Annotated in this window: 17 protein-coding genes; 12 read left to right on the top strand and 5 right to left on the bottom strand. The window is 75.0% G+C overall.

Annotation, left to right across the window (positions count from 1 at the left end; all coding sequences use genetic code 11):
* Positions 1-62 precede the first annotated feature (62 nt).
* Together ACI8AF_RS18365 and ACI8AF_RS18360 are read left to right on the top strand one after the other, a co-directional pair.
* Positions 63-1670, top strand: a complete 1608-nt coding sequence (locus tag ACI8AF_RS18365) for an acyl-CoA synthetase (RefSeq protein WP_456541178.1) — start codon at positions 63-65, stop codon at positions 1668-1670.
* The gene (locus ACI8AF_RS18360) at positions 1667-1942 is read left to right on the top strand and encodes a YciI-like protein (protein WP_456541177.1); all 276 of its coding nucleotides are present in this window, start codon (positions 1667-1669) and stop codon (positions 1940-1942) included. Before ACI8AF_RS18365 ends, ACI8AF_RS18360 begins: the two co-directional genes overlap by 4 nt.
* 47 nt (positions 1943-1989) lie before the next feature.
* Here ACI8AF_RS18360 and ACI8AF_RS18355 read toward each other — a convergent pair whose 3' ends face one another.
* A complete protein-coding gene (locus ACI8AF_RS18355; protein WP_456541176.1) occupies positions 1990-2919 on the bottom strand; it encodes a LysR family transcriptional regulator in 930 nt (309 codons plus the stop codon).
* Between the two features lie 106 nt (positions 2920-3025).
* On the opposite strand from ACI8AF_RS18355, the gene ACI8AF_RS18350 reads away from it, so the two are divergent.
* The 7 genes from ACI8AF_RS18350 to ACI8AF_RS18320 are packed head-to-tail and all read left to right on the top strand — an operon-like array spanning position 3026 to position 9469.
* Positions 3026-4036: a cyclase family protein gene (locus tag ACI8AF_RS18350; protein WP_456541175.1), complete on the top strand. Its 1011-nt coding sequence runs from the start codon at positions 3026-3028 to the stop codon at positions 4034-4036.
* Between the two features lie 8 nt (positions 4037-4044).
* Positions 4045-5175, top strand: coding sequence for an FAD-dependent oxidoreductase (locus tag ACI8AF_RS18345; protein ID WP_456541174.1), 1131 nt, complete (start codon positions 4045-4047; stop codon positions 5173-5175).
* 14 nt (positions 5176-5189) lie between these two features.
* Positions 5190-6128: a VOC family protein gene (locus tag ACI8AF_RS18340; protein ID WP_456541173.1), complete on the top strand. Its 939-nt coding sequence runs from the start codon at positions 5190-5192 to the stop codon at positions 6126-6128.
* A gap of 16 nt (positions 6129-6144) precedes the next feature.
* Positions 6145-7113: a fumarylacetoacetate hydrolase family protein gene (locus tag ACI8AF_RS18335; protein ID WP_456541172.1), complete on the top strand. Its 969-nt coding sequence runs from the start codon at positions 6145-6147 to the stop codon at positions 7111-7113.
* Entirely contained in the window at positions 7110-7865 is a 756-nt protein-coding gene (locus tag ACI8AF_RS18330) for an SDR family NAD(P)-dependent oxidoreductase (RefSeq protein ID WP_456541171.1), read from the top strand. Before ACI8AF_RS18335 ends, ACI8AF_RS18330 begins: the two co-directional genes overlap by 4 nt.
* Before the next feature lie 24 nt (positions 7866-7889).
* Complete coding sequence (locus ACI8AF_RS18325) at positions 7890-9065, top strand: alpha/beta hydrolase family protein (RefSeq protein WP_456541170.1); 1176 nt, start codon at positions 7890-7892, stop codon at positions 9063-9065.
* An 11-nt stretch (positions 9066-9076) separates the two neighbouring features.
* Positions 9077-9469, top strand: a complete 393-nt coding sequence (locus ACI8AF_RS18320; RefSeq protein WP_456541234.1) for a VOC family protein — start codon at positions 9077-9079, stop codon at positions 9467-9469.
* Positions 9470-9476: 7 nt separating this feature from the next.
* On the opposite strand, the gene ACI8AF_RS18315 is transcribed toward ACI8AF_RS18320, so the two are convergent.
* On the bottom strand, positions 9477-9944 hold the full coding sequence (locus ACI8AF_RS18315) for an ester cyclase (protein WP_456541233.1): 468 nt from the start codon (positions 9942-9944) through the stop codon (positions 9477-9479).
* A gap of 156 nt (positions 9945-10100) precedes the next feature.
* Between ACI8AF_RS18315 and ACI8AF_RS18310 the strand changes: the two genes are divergently transcribed.
* The 3 genes from ACI8AF_RS18310 to ACI8AF_RS18300 all read left to right on the top strand — a co-directional run bounded on the left by ACI8AF_RS18310 (position 10101) and on the right by ACI8AF_RS18300 (position 12553).
* On the top strand, positions 10101-10844 hold the full coding sequence (locus ACI8AF_RS18310) for a hypothetical protein (protein ID WP_456541169.1): 744 nt from the start codon (positions 10101-10103) through the stop codon (positions 10842-10844).
* 84 nt (positions 10845-10928) lie between these two features.
* Positions 10929-11999 (top strand): hypothetical protein, encoded by a 1071-nt coding sequence (locus tag ACI8AF_RS18305; RefSeq protein WP_456541168.1) that lies wholly within the window; start codon positions 10929-10931, stop codon positions 11997-11999.
* Between the two features lie 65 nt (positions 12000-12064).
* Positions 12065-12553, top strand: coding sequence for a hypothetical protein (locus tag ACI8AF_RS18300; protein WP_456541167.1), 489 nt, complete (start codon positions 12065-12067; stop codon positions 12551-12553).
* 2 nt (positions 12554-12555) lie between these two features.
* On the opposite strand, the gene ACI8AF_RS18295 is transcribed toward ACI8AF_RS18300, so the two are convergent.
* From ACI8AF_RS18295 to ACI8AF_RS18285, 3 genes are read right to left on the bottom strand one after another with little or no spacing between them, the layout of a single operon-like run.
* Positions 12556-13668, bottom strand: coding sequence for an FAD-dependent monooxygenase (locus tag ACI8AF_RS18295; protein WP_456541166.1), 1113 nt, complete (start codon positions 13666-13668; stop codon positions 12556-12558).
* Entirely contained in the window at positions 13665-14432 is a 768-nt protein-coding gene (locus ACI8AF_RS18290; RefSeq protein ID WP_456541165.1) for an alpha/beta hydrolase fold domain-containing protein, read from the bottom strand. The genes ACI8AF_RS18295 and ACI8AF_RS18290 overlap by 4 nt, the downstream gene beginning before the upstream one ends.
* 46 nt (positions 14433-14478) lie before the next feature.
* A complete protein-coding gene (locus ACI8AF_RS18285; RefSeq protein ID WP_456541164.1) occupies positions 14479-15531 on the bottom strand; it encodes an ROK family protein in 1053 nt (350 codons plus the stop codon).
* Positions 15532-15641: the final 110 nt, after the last annotated feature.

Here is a 15641-nt window from a genome sequence, read left to right as displayed (position 1 = left end):
ATCCTGACCCGAGGGGGCGCACGGCGTCGACCGACCCGGGGGGCGTGGCGCAGGATGCCGCCATGGAACCGACGTTCTCCGCCGGGACGACCGCCGCCGTCGCCCGCGCGCGCCAGCACTCGGTCGGCGACCTGCTGCACCGCACCGCCCGCCGGTACCCCGACAAGCTCGCCGTCGTCGCCGGCGACCTGCGGGTGACCTACGCCGGGTTCGACACCGCGGTGAACCGCACCGCGCACGCGCTGGCCGACCGCGGCCTGGCCAAGGGCGACCGGCTGGCCCTGCTCTCGCACAACTGCTGGCAGTTCGCCGTCCTGGCCTTCGCGACCGCGAAGCTGGGCGTGGTGCTGGTGCCGGTCAACTTCATGCTGGGCCCCGACGAGATCGCGTTCATCCTGCGGCACTCGGGTGCCCGCGGGATGGTCGCCGAGGACGCGCTCGCGCCCACGGCGGAGAAGGCGCTCGCCGCGGCGGGCCTGGACGACGGGCTGCGCGGCTGGATCGGGCGGTCCGGCGCGGCGCCGGCCGACGGCTGGGAGGACGTCGACCCGTGGTGGCGTGAGGGCGACGACTCGGCCCCCGACGTCGCCGTCGCCGACGACGACCCGCTGCGGCTGATGTACACCTCGGGCACCGAGTCCCGCCCCAAGGGCGTGATGCTCTCCAGCCGCTCGCTGGTCAGCCAGTACGTCAGCTGCGTCGTCGACGGCGGGATGAGCGCCGACGACGTCGAGGTGCACGCGCTGCCGATGTACCACTGCGCCCAGCTCGACTGCTTCTTCTCCGTCGACGTCTACCTGGGCGCGACCAGCATCATCCTGCCCGCGCCCGACCCGGCCGCCCTGCTCGCGACCATCGCGCGGGAGGGGGTGACGAAGCTGTTCTGCCCGCCGACGGTGTGGATCTCGCTGCTGCGGCACCCCGACTTCGACACCACCGACCTGTCCAGCCTGCGCACCGGCTACTACGGCGCCTCGCCGATGCCGGTGGAGGTGCTGCGCGAGCTGCAGCGCCGGCTGCCCGACGTGCAGCTGTGGAACTTCTACGGGCAGACCGAGATGGCGCCGTTGGCGACGATCCTCCGGCCGCACGAGCAGCTGGAGCGGGCCGGTTCGGCCGGCCGCGCGGCGCTCAACGTCGAGACCCGGCTGGTGGACGACGACGGCGTCCCGGTGCCGCCCGGGCAGGTCGGCGAGATCGTGCACCGCAGCCCGCACGCGGCCCTGGGCTACCACGCCGACGAGGAGAAGACGGCCGAGGCCTTCCGCGGCGGCTGGTTCCACTCCGGCGACCTCGGGGTGATGACCGAGGACGGCTACCTGTCGGTCGTCGACCGCAAGAAGGACATGATCAAGTCCGGCGGGGAGAACGTGGCCAGCCGCGAGGTCGAGGAGACGATCTACGAGCTCGACGGCGTCGCCGAGGTGGCGGTGTTCGGCATCTCCCACCCGTACTGGGTCGAGGCGGTGACCGCCGTCGTCGTCCCCAAGGCCGGGGCGGCGCTCACCGCGGACGACGTGCGGGCGCACGCGCGGGCCCGGCTGGCCGGCTACAAGCGGCCGAAGTACGTCGTCCTGGCCGACGGGCTGCCGAAGAACCCGAGCGGGAAGATCCTCAAGCGCGAGCTGCGCCAGGCCCACGCCGGCCTGGCCGCCGAGGAGGACGCGTGAGCACGCACCTGGTGCTCGAGTACACCCTCGTCGACGACTACCTCGACCGCCGGCCGGCGCTGCGCGACGAGCACCTGGCGCTCGCGCGGGCCGCGCGCGAGCGGGGCGAGCTGCTGCTCGCCGGCGCGCTGCCCGACCCCTGCGACCGCGCGCTGCTGATCTGGACGGCGCCGCGCGAGGTGGTGGAGGCGTTCGTGCAGCAGGACCCGTACGTCCGGCACGGGCTGGTGACCGCCTGGACGGTCCGCGACTGGGACGTCGTCGTCGGCTGACCTCCGCTGTCGGCGCCGAGAGCGGGGGTCAGCGGTATCAGCGGCGGCTATACCGCGGTGCTCACCTCGCCCAGGGCCTGCTGCGCCGCCCGGGCGACGAGGTCGCGCAGGTAGGCGTGCTCGGGGTCGTCGTCGAACACCGGGTGCCACCACATCGCCTCGAGCAGCGGCCCCACCTCGACCGGGGGCGGCAGCGCCCGGATACCCAGGTTCAGCGGCAGCAGCTCGAACAGCCGGCGCTGCAGCAGCGCGATCCGGTCGCTGCCGGCGACCAGCCCGGGCACGGTCAGGAAGTTCTCGGTGATGACCTGCACGTGCGGCTCGATGCCCCGCATCCGCATCTGCCGCTCGGCGGGCGTCGCCGCCGTCGGCCCGTGGAAGGTGACCACCCACGGCAGCGTCTCGAGGTGCTCGACGGTGAGCCCGCCGTCGACGACGGGGTGGTCGGCGGCCACGACGCAGACCCACTCGTCGCGGTAGAGGTCGCGGTGCGACAGGCCGGTGACGAAGCCGTGCGGCAGCACCAGCAGGTCGGTGGTGAGCATGAGCTGGTCGGCGCGGTCGACCGCCGACGGCGTGTTCGCCGTCAGCCGCAGCCGGGCGTGCGGCGCCTCCTCGGCCAGCAGTTCGGCCACCGTGTCGCCGAGGACGGCGACCCAGTAGTCGCTGACCAGGAAGGTGAACTCCCGCGTCGAGGAGGCGGGGTCGAACTCCGGCTGGGCCGTGAACACCCGCTCCACCCCGGACAGCGCGATCCGGGTCAGCTCCTTGAGCTGCACGGCCAGCGGGGTGAGCCGGTACTCGTTGCCCACCCGGGTGAGCAGCTCGTCGCCGAAGTGCCGGCGCAGGCGGGCGAGCGAGGCCGACAGCGCCGGCTGGGACAGCCCCATCTGCGCCGCCGCCCGGGTGACGCTGCGCTGCTGGAGCAGGGCGTCGAGGGAGACGAGCAGGTTGAGGTCCAGGCTCGCCAGGTTCACGCGGACACGCTATCGACGCCGCTGATGGCTGTCATCACACATCTCGTCTTCCCAACCCCTTCGGGAGACCGGACTGTGGTGTGCGTCGCTTCGAGGAGGATCCGACGTGCCGTCGCACAGCCCCATCACCCCCGCCGATCTCGACCGCTCCGACCCGGAGGGGGCGATCGCCGCCGCCGCCAAGCGCTGCTCCAACTGGGGCCGCTGGGGCGCGGACGACGTGCTCGGCACGCTGAACTTCCTGGACGACGCCAAGCGCCTCGAGGGCGCCCGGCTGGTCCGCCGCGGGGCCAGCTTCTCGCTGTCGCAGCGCTTCGACATGGACGGCCCGCAGAAGGGCTGGCGGCGGCGCACCAACCCGGTGCACACGATGCTCGACACCGGCACCGACGCCGAGCGCGGCGTGCAGGGCTTCCCGCACGGGATCGGCGGCGCCGACGACGTCATCGCGATGCCGCTGCAGGCCTCCACCCAGTGGGACGGCCTCGGCCACATCTTCGACCACGGCATGGCCTGGAACGGCCGCCGCGCCGGCGACGTCGTCACCAGCGACGGCGACAAGGTCACCGGCATCGAGACCACCGCCGCGCTGTTCGCCGGCCGCGGGGTGCTGCTCGACGTCGGCCGCGCGATCGGCGACGACGGCGAGCTGCCCGACGGCTTCGCCATCACCACCGAGCACCTCGAGGCCACCATCGCCGCCCAGGGCGGGTCGGCCCGGGTCGGCCGCGGCGACCTGCTGCTGGTGCGCACCGGCCGGCTGACCCGCGCCCGCCGCGATCTCGCCGAGGGCCGTGGCTGGGGCGACTACGCCGGCGGCGCCGCCCCCGGCCTGTCGTTCACCACCGCCGACTGGCTGCACGGCACCGAGATCGCCGGCGTCGCCACCGACACCTGGGGCTTCGAGGTGCGCCCGAACGAGTTCGACGTCGCGTTCCAGCCGCTGCACCAGGTCGCCATCCCGAACATCGGCCTGTTCATCGGCGAGATGTGGGACCTCGACGCCCTGGCCGCCGACTGCGCCGCCGACGGCCGGTGGGACTTCTTCCTCACCGCCGCCCCCCTGCCCGTGACCGGCGCCGTCGGCGCCCCGGTCAACCCGATCGCCGTCAAGTAGGAGCTCCCGTGACCGCCGTCAACTCCGTCCTCGTGGTCGGCGCCGGCCTCGCCGGCGCCGGTACCGCCATCCACCTCGCCGCGCGCGGGGTCGCCGTCGACCTGGTCGAGATCAAGCCCGAGGTGGCCGCCCTCGGCTCCGGCATCACGCTGCAGGGCAACGCGCTGCGCGAGCTGCGCTCCCTGGGGGTGTGGGAGCAGGTGCAGGCCGCCGGCTACGCCTTCGACGTCACCGGCATCCGCGCACCCGACCCGAACGGCACCGTCGTCGCCGAGATCCCCGACGCCAAGACCGGTGGCCCCGACGTGCCCGCCGTCATGGGCATGCCGCGTCCCGAGCTGGCCAGGATCCTCGCCGACCGGGCCGCCGAGGTCGGCGTCAAGCTCCGCTTCGGCACCACGTTCACCGAGCTGAGCCAGGACGAGACCGGCGTCGACGTCACGTTCTCCGACGGCTCGACCGGCCGCTACGACCTGGTGGTCGGCGCCGACGGCGTCCGCTCCTGGACCCGCCGGGCGCTGGGCATCAACCTGGAGACCAGGTCGGTCGGCATGGGCATCTGGCGCGCCTTCGGGCCCCGCCCGGCCAGCGTCACCCGCACCGACCTGTACTACGGCGGCCCGTCGTTCATCGCCGGCTACTGCCCCACAGGTGAGAACTCGCTCTACGCCTACATCGTCGAGCCCGCCCAGGACCGCAGCGCGCTCTCCCCCGAGGAGCAGCTGGCCACGATGAAGGAGCTCTCGCAGGCCTACCACGGTCCGTGGGACGAGATCCGCGAGACGCTCACCGACCCGAGCCGGGTCAACTACACGTGGTTCGAGACCCACGTGCTCGACGTGCCGTGGAACCGCGGCCGCGTGGTGCTCATCGGCGACGCCGCGCACACCTGCCCGCCCACCATCGCGCAGGGCGGGGCCATGGCCCTGGAGGACGCCGTCGTCCTCGCCGAGCTGCTCACCGACCGCGACGCGCTCGACCAGGACCTGTGGGACGCCTTCCACGCCCGGAGGTTCGAGCGCGCCAAGACCGTCGTCGACGCGTCCAACCAGCTGGCCCAGTGGCAGCTCGACCACGTCCAGGGCGACATCCCGGGCCTCGTGCGCTCGATCGCCATGCTCACCAGCCAGCCCGCCTGAAGGAAGAACCACCGATGACCCAGCGCCTGATCACCCACCTGCGGCACGTCGACCTCGCCGTGCCGGACCTGCGCAAGCAGGAGGACTTCTTCACCAACACCTGGGGCCTCAAGGCCGAGCACAGCGACTCGGGCCTGACGTTCCTCGCCGCCGAGGGCTCGCCGGAGCAGTACGTCGTCCGGCTGCGCGAGTCGGCCGACAAGCGGATCGACCTGATCTCCTTCGGCGCCGCGAACGCCGCCGACGTCGACACCCTGGCCGCGCGCATGGCCGCCGAGGGCGTGCAGCTCGTGCACGAGCCCAAGGACCTGCAGACCCCCGGTGGCGGCTACGGCTTCCGGTTCTTCGACAACGAGGGCCGCACCGTCGAGGTCAGCTCCGACGTCGCCGTGCGCCAGCACCGCAAGATCGAGGAGGGCGAGTCCATCCCGGTCCGCCTCTCGCACGTGGTGATCAACTCGGCCAACCCCGAGCAGACGGTCGCCTTCTACGAGAAGCACTTCGGCTTCGCCCTCTCCGACACCCTCATGCACCCGCGGATGGGCAGCATGATGTGGTTCCTGCGGACCAACGCCTGGCACCACTCGATGGCGATCGCCCGCGGCCCGCACCCCGCCCTGCACCACGCGAGCTTCGAGATGCGCGGCATCGACGAGTACATGCGCGGCACCGGCCGCCTGCTGCGCGCCGGCGTCGAGAAGATCTGGGGCCCGGGCCGGCACATGGCCGGCAACAACACCTTCAGCTACTTCCTCGACCCGCACGGCAACACCGTCGAGTACACGACGGAGCTGGAGGAGGTCGACGAGGACACCTGGCACCCGCACGTCTACGACTTCACCCAGCCCGAGGTCTCCGACCAGTGGGGCACGGCGAACGCGATGAACGAGTTCGTCGCGCAGAAGTCGTTCAACGACCCGGACAAGGGCCTGTTCGTGGCCCCTCCGGTCTGAGAGCAGGGCCCGTCCGATGCGGTTCGCCACCTGGGAGGACGGCGGGATCGTCACCGCCGGCGTCGTCGGCGAGCACGGGCTGCACGCCCTGCCCGCCGACGTCACCGTGCTCGACCTCGTGCGCGCCGGCCTGCCGGCCGCCCTCGACGCCGGGACGGCGGCCTTCTCGGCGCCGCCGGTCCCGGTCGAGGAGGTCCGGCTGCTGCCGCCGCTGCAGGCGCCGACCGTGCGCGACTTCGTCGCGTTCGAGGAGCACGTCGAGGGGGTGCGCAAGGCGATCGACGGGCAGGCCGGCGTGGTCGCCGAGTGGTACCAGGCGCCGACGTTCTACTTCACCAACCCGTACGCCCTCGTCGGCGCGCACGACGACGTCGCGGTGCCGCCGGGCTCGCAGCGCTTCGACTTCGAGCTCGAGGTCGCCGTCGTCGTGGGGCGGGACGGGACGTCGTTGACGCCCGAGGCCGCCCGCGACCACGTGTTCGGCTACACGATCCTCAACGACTGGTCGGCCCGCGACCTGCAGGCCCGGGAGATGAAGGTCAACCTGGGCCCGGCCAAGGGCAAGGACTCGGCCACCACCCTCGGGCCGTGGCTGGTCACCGCCGACGAGCTGGAGCCCTACCGCGACGACGAGGGCTTCCTCGCCCTGGACATGCGGGTGTCGGTGAACGACGTCGAGATCGGCCAGGACCTGCTGTCCAACATGGGCTGGCCGTTCGAGGAGCTCGTCTCCTACGCCTCCCGCGGCACCTGGGTGCGCGCGGGCGACGTGCTGGGCTCGGGCACCTGCGGCAACGGCGGCTGCCTGGCCGAGCTGTGGGGCACCCGCGGCGACGCCGCTCCCCCGCCGCTGCAGCCGGGCGACGTGGTGGAGATGACCGTCGAGGGGCTCGGCACCATCCGCAACCGGGTCGTGGAGGGCCTCGAGCTGCCGCCGGTGCGCCCCGCGCGGCAGCGGTCACGGGCCCGCAAGCGCCTGTCGTGAGCGGGCTCGGGGGGAAGGTCGTCGTCGTCACCGGTGCCGGGCAGGGCCAGGGGGCGGCCGAGGCGCGCCTGCTGGCCGCCCAGGGCGCCACGGTGGTCGGCTGCGACCTGAAGCCCGAGCCGGTCGAGGAGCTGCCGGGTGTGGGGTACCGGCAGCTCGACGTCACCGACGCCGCCGGCTGGGCGGCGCTCGCCGACGACCTGCGCGCGCGCCACGGCGCCGTGCACGGGCTGGTGGCCAACGCCGGCGTCACGTGGCGGGCGCGGCTGACCGACCTGGATCCGGCCGACCTGGCCCGGGTCTCGGAGGTCAACGTCACCGGCACCCTGCTCGGCATCCAGGCGCTCACCCCCCTGATGACCGGCGGCGGCTCGATCGTCGTCGTCGGCTCGGTCGCCGCGCTGACCGGCCACTACCCGGTGGCCTACACCGCGTCGAAGTGGGCGCTGCGCGGGCTGGCCAAGGCCGCCTGCCTGGAGCTGGGCCCGCGCGGCATCCGGGTCAACACCGTGCACCCCGGCTACATCGAGACGCCGATGACCACCTCGGCGGCGCCGGCGTTCCGCGCCGCCAACGTCGCGGAGACCCCGCTCGGCCGCACCGGCACCGTCGACGAGGTCGCCCCGCTGGTCGCCTTCCTGGTCGGCGACGACGCCTCGTTCATCACCGGCGCCGAGATCCCCGTCGACGGCGGCCTGACCGCCCACGGCGGCGTCAAGTCGATCAGCGACGCCGTCCGCGCCGCTGTCTGAAGAACCACCGCGAGAGGAACGCACGTGTTCGAGTACTTCCCCACCGGCCCCTACACCTACAACCTCAGCGTCGTCGCGACGCTGAACTCCGGTGGGCTGATCGACGAGGTCGACCGCGCGTGCCGGCCGATCCGCGAGGCGGCCGCCGGCGGGGAGGACGCCGGCACCCCGGCGTTCCTCGCGGCCTGGACGAAGCTGACCGACCAGCTCGTCGGCCAGGCCGAGGAGGCCGAGAAGGCCGGGCACACCCGCACCGCCGGCCAGCTGTACTTCCGGGCCAGCAACTACCTGGCCCAGGCCGAGCGCATGCTCGCCCACTCCGACCCCGACCGGATCCCGACCTACAAGCGGCTGCTCGAGCTGGCCCAGAAGGCCTTCGACACCCACAGCCCGTCGGTCACCCGGGTCGCGATCCCCTACGAGGGCACCACCCTGCCGGCCTACTTCTCCGCCGCCCCCGGCGACGGCCCGAAGCCGGTGGTCGTCCTGGTCAACGGGCTGGACTCCACCAAGGAGCACATGTACAGCTCCGACCACTGGCAGGAGCTGGCCGCCCGCGGCATCTCCTGCCTCATGCTCGACCAGCCCGGCACCGGCGAGGCGCTGCGGCTGCAGGGGCTGACCGCGCGGATCGACACCGAGGTGTGGGCCGGCGCCGCCGTCGACTACCTGGAGACCCGCGACGACGTCGACGCCGGCCGGATCGGCATCGTCGGCTGGTCGCTGGGCGGCTACTACTCCCCCCGCGCCGCCGCCTTCGAGAAGCGCCTGGCGCTGTGCGTGGCCTGGGGCGCCAACCACGACTGGGGTGCGGTGCAGCGCCGCCGCCGCGAGCGCGAGGGCGAGCGCCCGGTCCCCCACTACTGGGAGCACGTGCTGTGGGTGTGGGGCCAGGAGGGCGACGAGAACCACCTCGACGCGTTCCTCGAGTTCGCCGATGGCGTCCACCTCGACGGTGTGGTCGAGAAGATCACCGTGCCGTTCCTCATCGCCCACGGCGCCAACGACCGGCAGATCCCGCTGGAGTACGCGCACCGCTCCTACGAGCAGGCGGTCAACTCCCCCAAGCGCGAGCTGCGCGTGTTCACCCCCGAGGAGGGCGCGACCGAGCACATCGGTCTCGACCACCTGCCCTACGTGAGCACCTTCATCGCCGACTGGGTCGCCGACACCTTCGCCGAGCTGGGCCGGGAGGGCTGACGGCCGTGCGGATGGTCTTCGTGAACCTGCCGGTGACCGACCTCGCGGCCGCGCGGGACTTCTACACCGGCCTCGGCTTCGGCGTGCACGAGCGCTTCTCCGACCAGGGCAGCGCCGCGATCACCGTCGACGAGAGCATCGTGCTCATGCTGCACACCCGGGACCGGTTCGCCGACCTCGTGCCCGGCGAGATCGGCGACCCCGCGCAGGCCACCACGGTGGTCCACCGGCTGACGGCCGACAGCCGCGAGGAGGTCGACGACCTGGTCGCCCGCGCCCTGGCGGCGGGCGGCCGGCCGTGGCTGCCGGCCCAGGACGGCGAGTCGTCCTACACCGGCAGCTTCACCGATCCCGACGGCAACGCGTGGGAGGTCAGCTGGCTCGACCAGCTGCACACCATCTGAACCGCGGTCACCCGGCCGCGGGCTCGGCTCCCAGGCCGGACAGCTGGCCCAGCTGGGCCAGGAAGTCGGCCATGTTCCAGCAGTCGTGGTTCTCGGCGATCCGCCCGTCCCGGAGCCGCCCGGTCGACACACCCCGCAGGGAGAAGCGGTTGCCCGTGGCCGGCAGGCCGAACTCCGGATCGGCCCGGTCCTTGGTGCCCTCCAGGACCCGCTCGACGGCGTAGCCGTCGCCGGCGACGAGCACCCGGCCGGTGCTGATCCGGTAGGTCGGTGGACACCCGCTCCTCCAGGGAGCCCGACATCCGCGCGACGTCCGCGTGCCCCTGCTCCTTCGAGCCGTGCCACGTCCTCGTACACGACGTCGTCGGTCATGCAGCGCAGCATCCGCGGGACGTCGTGGGCGTCCTGCGCGTCGACCAGCTCGCGGACGACGGCGACCGCGCTCTCGTCCCCCTCGGCCATGCCGGCCTCCCACCGCCACGTGGCCGCGGACGGTTCGCGCACCAGCGGATCGGACGGGAGGGCCGGAAGGGGCCCGCCCGTGACCCACCGTCACGTCGCACCGGGGAGTCCACCCGATCGGGTGCCCGGATCCGGACTGCGAGGTGCCGGAACCCTTCCTACGCTGATCGTGACCGACCAGCCACGCAGCGTGGAGGGGGTGCGCATGGCCGACGTCCCGCGCTGGCTCGGCCGTGCCCTGCTCCTCGGCGCGCTCGCGGTCGCGTTCTGGCTGGCCGGCAGCGCGTCCGCGTCGGCCGAGGAACGCCCGGCCGAGCCGCTGCCGGCGCTCCTGGCGGCGCCGCTCGACGCGGTTCCCGCCGTGGTGCACGACGTCGTCGACCTCGCCTCCTCCGCCGTCCTCGAGCCGGCCGTCGAGGTGCTGCCTCCTGCCGTCGGCGAGCCCGTGTCGGCGCTGGCCGGCAGCCTGGTGACCGTTCCGGACCGCCTGACCGACGAGGTGCAGCCCGGCAACCCGCCGCTGCCCGTGGCGGTGCCCGTGGCGGTGCCCGCGGCCCCGGTCGCGGCCGAGCCCCTCACCCCGGCGGGGGCCGCGCCGCTCCCGGCGCCGGACGCCGTCGCGCCCGCGCCGCAGCACCCGGGCACGCCCGTGACTCCCGCCGCGCCGGCCGCCGCGCCGCTCGCCGAGGCCGGCGGCGCTCCCGCGACGCCGTCGCCGGCCGCACCGGTCCCCGCCCTCCCCGCGGCCGGCGACGGCACCCGCACCACCTCCTCCGGCGGCTCGGACACCGGCCCTGCCGCCGTCCCGGGCGCGACCACCGACGTCCCGGCGCCGACCGGGACCGACCGATCGGGCACCTCGTCCGACGCCCCCCGCGGCGTCGTCGTCGACCCCACTTTCTCCCCCGACTGAGTGGCGCCCGGCCGGCCTCCTGGCCGGCACGGCGCACCCCCGGTCCTCGGCGACCGGTCCCACTCAGACCTGGAGGAAGAAGTCATGCACGCATGGATGAGGCGGGGCCTGCAGACGGCCCTGCTCGCCGGTGGCCTGCTGGCCGTCGGCACCGGGGTCGCGGCGGCCGACGAGAACGACGTCGCCGCCGAGGCCGCCGGAGCGATCGCCACCGTCCCCGTCGCCGACGGGGCCGTCCTCGACGTCCCGCTGCTGGCCGGCACGGACGGCGACCTGGACGTCGCCGGGCTGCTGGAGGTCCACGAGGCCACCGGGTCGCCCGACCCGCAGGGCGACCTGGCCGTGACCGTCCCGGTGCACACCGCCGGGGCGGACCGCGCCACCGGGACGACGGTGTCCACCCCGCTGGTGCGCGGCGACGCGACCGGGCCGCGGCAGGACGCCGTCGTCCTGCCGGTCAGCGCCGAGGCCGGCGTGCCGACCACGGTCACGCTGCCGGACCGGTCGGGCGCCGGCGAGGAGGAGCGCGAGGACCTGCTCGTGCTCCCGCTCGACCTGCTCCCCGGGTTCGGCGACGACCTGCTGGCCGGCACCACGGTCGACCTCGACCTGGCCGACCTGCTCGGCTCGGACGGCGGCGCGGTGATCGGCGTCCCGGTGAACGAGGGCCGCGACGGCCTGCTCGGCGACGTCCTGGTGCAGGTCACGCTGCCGTTCCCGGGCCACGGCCACGGGACCGGGGACGGCGACGGGCCCGGGGACGGCGACGGGCCCGGGAACGGGGACGGGCACGGGCCCGGCACGACCCCCGGGACGGGGACCGGCGGCGGGGACGGCGGCGGGGACGGCGCGACGCCGCACGGGAACGGCTCGGGTGGCGACGGGACGCCCGGCGACGGGCTGCTCTGCACCGACCCGGCGGAGGCACCCGTCGCCCCGGCCGGCGGGCCCACCGGTGGCACCCCTCTCGCCACCGGACCGTCGGGAAGCGGCGGCGGTGCCCGTGACGAGGCGTGCGGCATCGGCACCGCGTCGGCGACCCGGCCGGCCCCGGCGACCGGGCCGGCGCCGGCGGGCCTCCCGGCGCTGGTGGGCCTGGCCGGTCTCGGCGCCGTCCTGGCGCTGGCGACCGTCCGCCGGGCGCTGCGCGGCTGACGACGACGGGTCGCCCGGCCGGTGCGGACCGGCCGGGCGACCCGGTTCCCGCGGGAGGAGGACCGATGGGGGCACACGCATGTCACGAGCCGCTGCTGCCGGCGGTGGTGACGGCGCTCGTCGAGCTCGGGTTCGACGTACCGGCCGCCGCGTCCGGGTCGGCGGACCTGGAGGAGGTCGTGCTGCGCGCCGTCGACGGGTTGCGGCTGTTCGCCGCTCCCGCGCCGACCGGATCGGTGCGCTCGGACCTGCTGGCGCTGTTGCAGCGCTGGCGGGGCTGCCCGACCCGGGAGGAGCGGGCGGTCCGCGTCCTGCTCGCCGCCGAGGAGTGGTGCCCCCGGCTGGCGGAGGCGACCCGCGCGGCGCTCGACCGGTCGCTCACCGCTGCCGTCGACGTCGTCGTCGGCCGCGCCGGCGCCGACCGGCCGAGCCTGCACTCGGTGCCCGCGCTCGTGTGGGTGCTGCGCAGCGTCGCCGTCGACCGGGTCCGGTGCGGGGCGCCGCGGACCCGGGCCGACCTCGAGCGGCTGGTCGACCTGCTCCTGTGCGGGTGAGCTCAGTACGGGGCGGCCAGTGCCCCCAGGGTCCGCCCGGTCAGCTGCCCGGGGGCCGCGGGATCCGCGGGCGGGTGCTGCTCCCACTCCCCGAGCTGCACCGATGCCTCGACCACGAGCCGGCAGCGGTCGAACCGCCGTTCGCCGAATCGCTGCAGCGCGTGGCCGACGTCGTCGTCCCCGGCGAGCACCTCGGCCAGGACGACGGAGTCCTCGATGGCGATGCCGACGCCGTAGGCGATGTGGGGAGTGGTGGTGTGGACGGCATCGCCGATCACCACGCACCGCCCCTGCGCCCACGGGAGCGGCACGAGCAGCGCCTGCAGCGAGCGCAGGTCGACGTCACCGGTGAGCGCCTCGGCAACCGCGGGCACGTCCCCACCGAAGGGAGCGAGTTGCTCGCGCAGGGCCGGGAGCAACCGCTCCCGCGGCGGTCTCTCGGCACCGGTGTCGGTCTGCAGCATCCAGAGGTAGAGCGCGTCGTCGGCGATGGGGACGAGACCGACCTTCCCCAGGTCCGGCCCGCCGTCGAGCATCGAGTAGCGGTCGACCTGCGGCGGCCGGGGCGCCGCGGCTCGCCAGATGACCTGTCCGGTCCGGTGCGGTTCGGGCGCGTCCGGCAGGACCAGCGGACGGGTGCGGGAGTGCAGCCCGTCCGCACCGACGACCACGTCGAAGTACTCGGTGCTGCCGTCGGAGAGCCGGGCCTCGACCCGGTCACCGGCATCGGTCAGCGCGTTGGCCGTGGTGCCGAGGCGCAGCTCGGCCCCCGACGTCCGGACGGCGTCGAGCAGGACCTCGGCGAGGTGCGCGCGGGAGATCGCCACCATCGCGGGTTTCCCCTCGACCAGGCTCGGGGGCGCGAGGACGTGCCGGACGGTGCCCTGTGCGTCGCAGACGTCGATCTCCCGGTGCACGAAGCCCCGCTCGACGCAGGCTTCCACCAGGCCGAGGGAGTCCAGGGCGCGCAGCGGCGAGTTCTGCAGCATCAGCCCGACGCCGACCGGCCGGACGTCCGGCTCGATCTCCACGACCACCACGTCGGCACCGCGGCGGGCCAGCGAGACCGCGGCGGTGCACCCGGCCGGCCCGCCGCCGACCACCAGCACCCTCACGCGGCACCACCGAGGTGCGCCCGGAGGAAGGCGGCCACCATGTCCAGCGTGCGCGGCGAGTCGAACGCGGGGTCCTCGTGGCTGGCGCCCCCGACGAGCACCAGCGTCGAGTCCGCGCCCGCGTCGACCAGCGCCTCGTGGAACGCGGTCGACTGCACGGTGGGCACGAGCCGGTCGCGGTCGCCGTGCATGACCAGGAACGGCGGCGCCCCGGCGGAGGCCAGCCAGCGCGGGCTGGCCGCCCGCGCCGCGGCCGGGTCGGCCAGCACGTCGGGGGTGCCCAGCAGCTCCCCCTCGAAGTTGGGCAGGAACCGCGGCTCCAGCGGCGGGCGCACCGCGGCGCGCAGCAGGTCGGTCGTCGCGAACCAGGTGACGACGGCGGCGACCGGCGTGGGCGGGGTGAGCGCTGCCAGGGCGGCGAGGTGGCCGCCGGCCGAGGCGCCCCACAGCGCGATCCGCGACCCGTCGGCGCCGTGCTCGACGGCGCGCTCCTGCAGCCACGTGACGGCGGCCTGCACGTCCTCCAGTTGAGCCGGGTGCGGGGCTTCCGTGGACAGCCGGTAGTCCACGGAAGCCACGGCGAAGCCGCGCTCCGCCAGGCCGCACGCCCGCTCCGGGTGATCGGTCCGGGAGCCGAACTTCCAGCTGCCGCCGTGCAGGTAGACGACCACTGGCGGCGGTCCGGCGGTCTCCGGCACGTGCAGGTCGAGAGCGAGGGGACGGTCGCCGCGGACGGCGTACTCGATCCCCTGCGTGGTCGTCACGGCTGGCACGGGGGCGGCTCCTGGGTCGGTGTGGGTGGGGAGGTGCTCACGCCGCTCGCTGCAACTGGTCGGCCGCGCCGACCGGGCTGCCGTCGGCCAGCCAGATCTGCAGCGCGGCGGGGCGCAGCAGGTTGTCGGCCGCGAGCAGGGCCGCGCCCGTGACGCCCTCGGTGGGGTCGAGGGAGGCGGTGCGGACGGTCAGGTTCTGGGCGGCGAGCTCGATGGTGCCGTCGAGCACCGCCGCCCGGAACTCGTCGAAGAACAGCGGCCCCGCCCGCAGCACGCCGCCGCCGAGCACCAGCGTGCCCGGGTTGGCGAAGTTGACGACGCCGGCGATGGCGGTGCCGATCACGCGGGCAGCCCGGCTCACCGCCGCCCGCACCACCTCGTCGCCGGCGGCGGTCGCGGCGCCGATGTCCTCGCCGGTGATCCGGCCGGCGCGGGCCAGCCGCTCGGCGAGCACGGGGCTGCGCCCGGCCCGCGCCTCCTCGGTGAGCGTGTCGACGAGCGCCCAGCCGCTCGCCACCGCTTCGAGGCACCCGGTCTTGCCGCACCGGCAGCGCGCCAGCGGGTCGTCGGTCACCCGCACGTGCCCGATGTCGCCGGCCGCCCCGCTGTCGCCGCGGTGCAGCCGGCCGCCGGTCACCAGCCCGCTGCCGATGCCGGTGGCCACCTTGACGTAGAGCAGGTCGCGGCGCTCCTGCGGCACCCCCCGCTCCCACTCGCCGAGCGCCCGCAGGTTCACCTCGTTGTCCACCCACACCGGCACCCCCCGGCGCGCGGCGAACCAGGACCGCACGTCGAAGCCGGCCCAGCCCGGGATGGCCGGCGGGACGACGACCCGCCCGTTCGGGTAGTCCATCGGCCCGGGCAGCCCCAGCGCGACGGCCCACACCGGCGCCGCGCCGCCCACCTCCCCCAGCAGCCGGCCGAACGCCTCGTCGACTGTGCGCAGGACCCGCTCGGGCCCCTCCTGCACGTCGATCGGGCGGAACTCGGCGGCCAGCGCCCGGCCGTCGAGGTCGGTGACGGCGGCGTGCAGCGACACCTCCCCGAGGGACGCCACGAGCAGGCGGCCGGCCTCGGCGCGGAAGCGCACCGCCCGCGACGGCCGCCCCCGCTGGCCCGACGGGACGGGGGGGGGGGGGGGGGGGGGGGGGGGCGGGGGGGGGGGGGGGGGGGGGGGGGGGGGGGGGGGGGGGGGGGGGG

It is taken from the genome of Blastococcus sp. SYSU D00669 (assembly GCF_054050715.1).
Note: the sequence above shows the minus strand (reverse complement) of the source record. Positions and strands in the feature narration are given on the sequence as shown.

Excerpts from the sequence above, each read along its gene's own strand:
- ACI8AF_RS18305 (WP_456541168.1), top strand. The coding sequence starts at position 10,929 with ATGCACGCATGGATGAGGCGGGGCCTGCAGACGGCCCTGCTCGCCGGT.
- ACI8AF_RS18320 (WP_456541234.1), top strand. The coding sequence starts at position 9,077 with ATGGTCTTCGTGAACCTGCCGGTGACCGACCTCGCGGCCGCGCGGGAC.
- ACI8AF_RS18340 (WP_456541173.1), top strand. The coding sequence starts at position 5,190 with ATGACCCAGCGCCTGATCACCCACCTGCGGCACGTCGACCTCGCCGTG.
- ACI8AF_RS18335 (WP_456541172.1), top strand. The coding sequence starts at position 6,145 with ATGCGGTTCGCCACCTGGGAGGACGGCGGGATCGTCACCGCCGGCGTC.
- ACI8AF_RS18300 (WP_456541167.1), top strand. The coding sequence starts at position 12,065 with ATGGGGGCACACGCATGTCACGAGCCGCTGCTGCCGGCGGTGGTGACG.
- ACI8AF_RS18365 (WP_456541178.1), top strand. The coding sequence starts at position 63 with ATGGAACCGACGTTCTCCGCCGGGACGACCGCCGCCGTCGCCCGCGCG.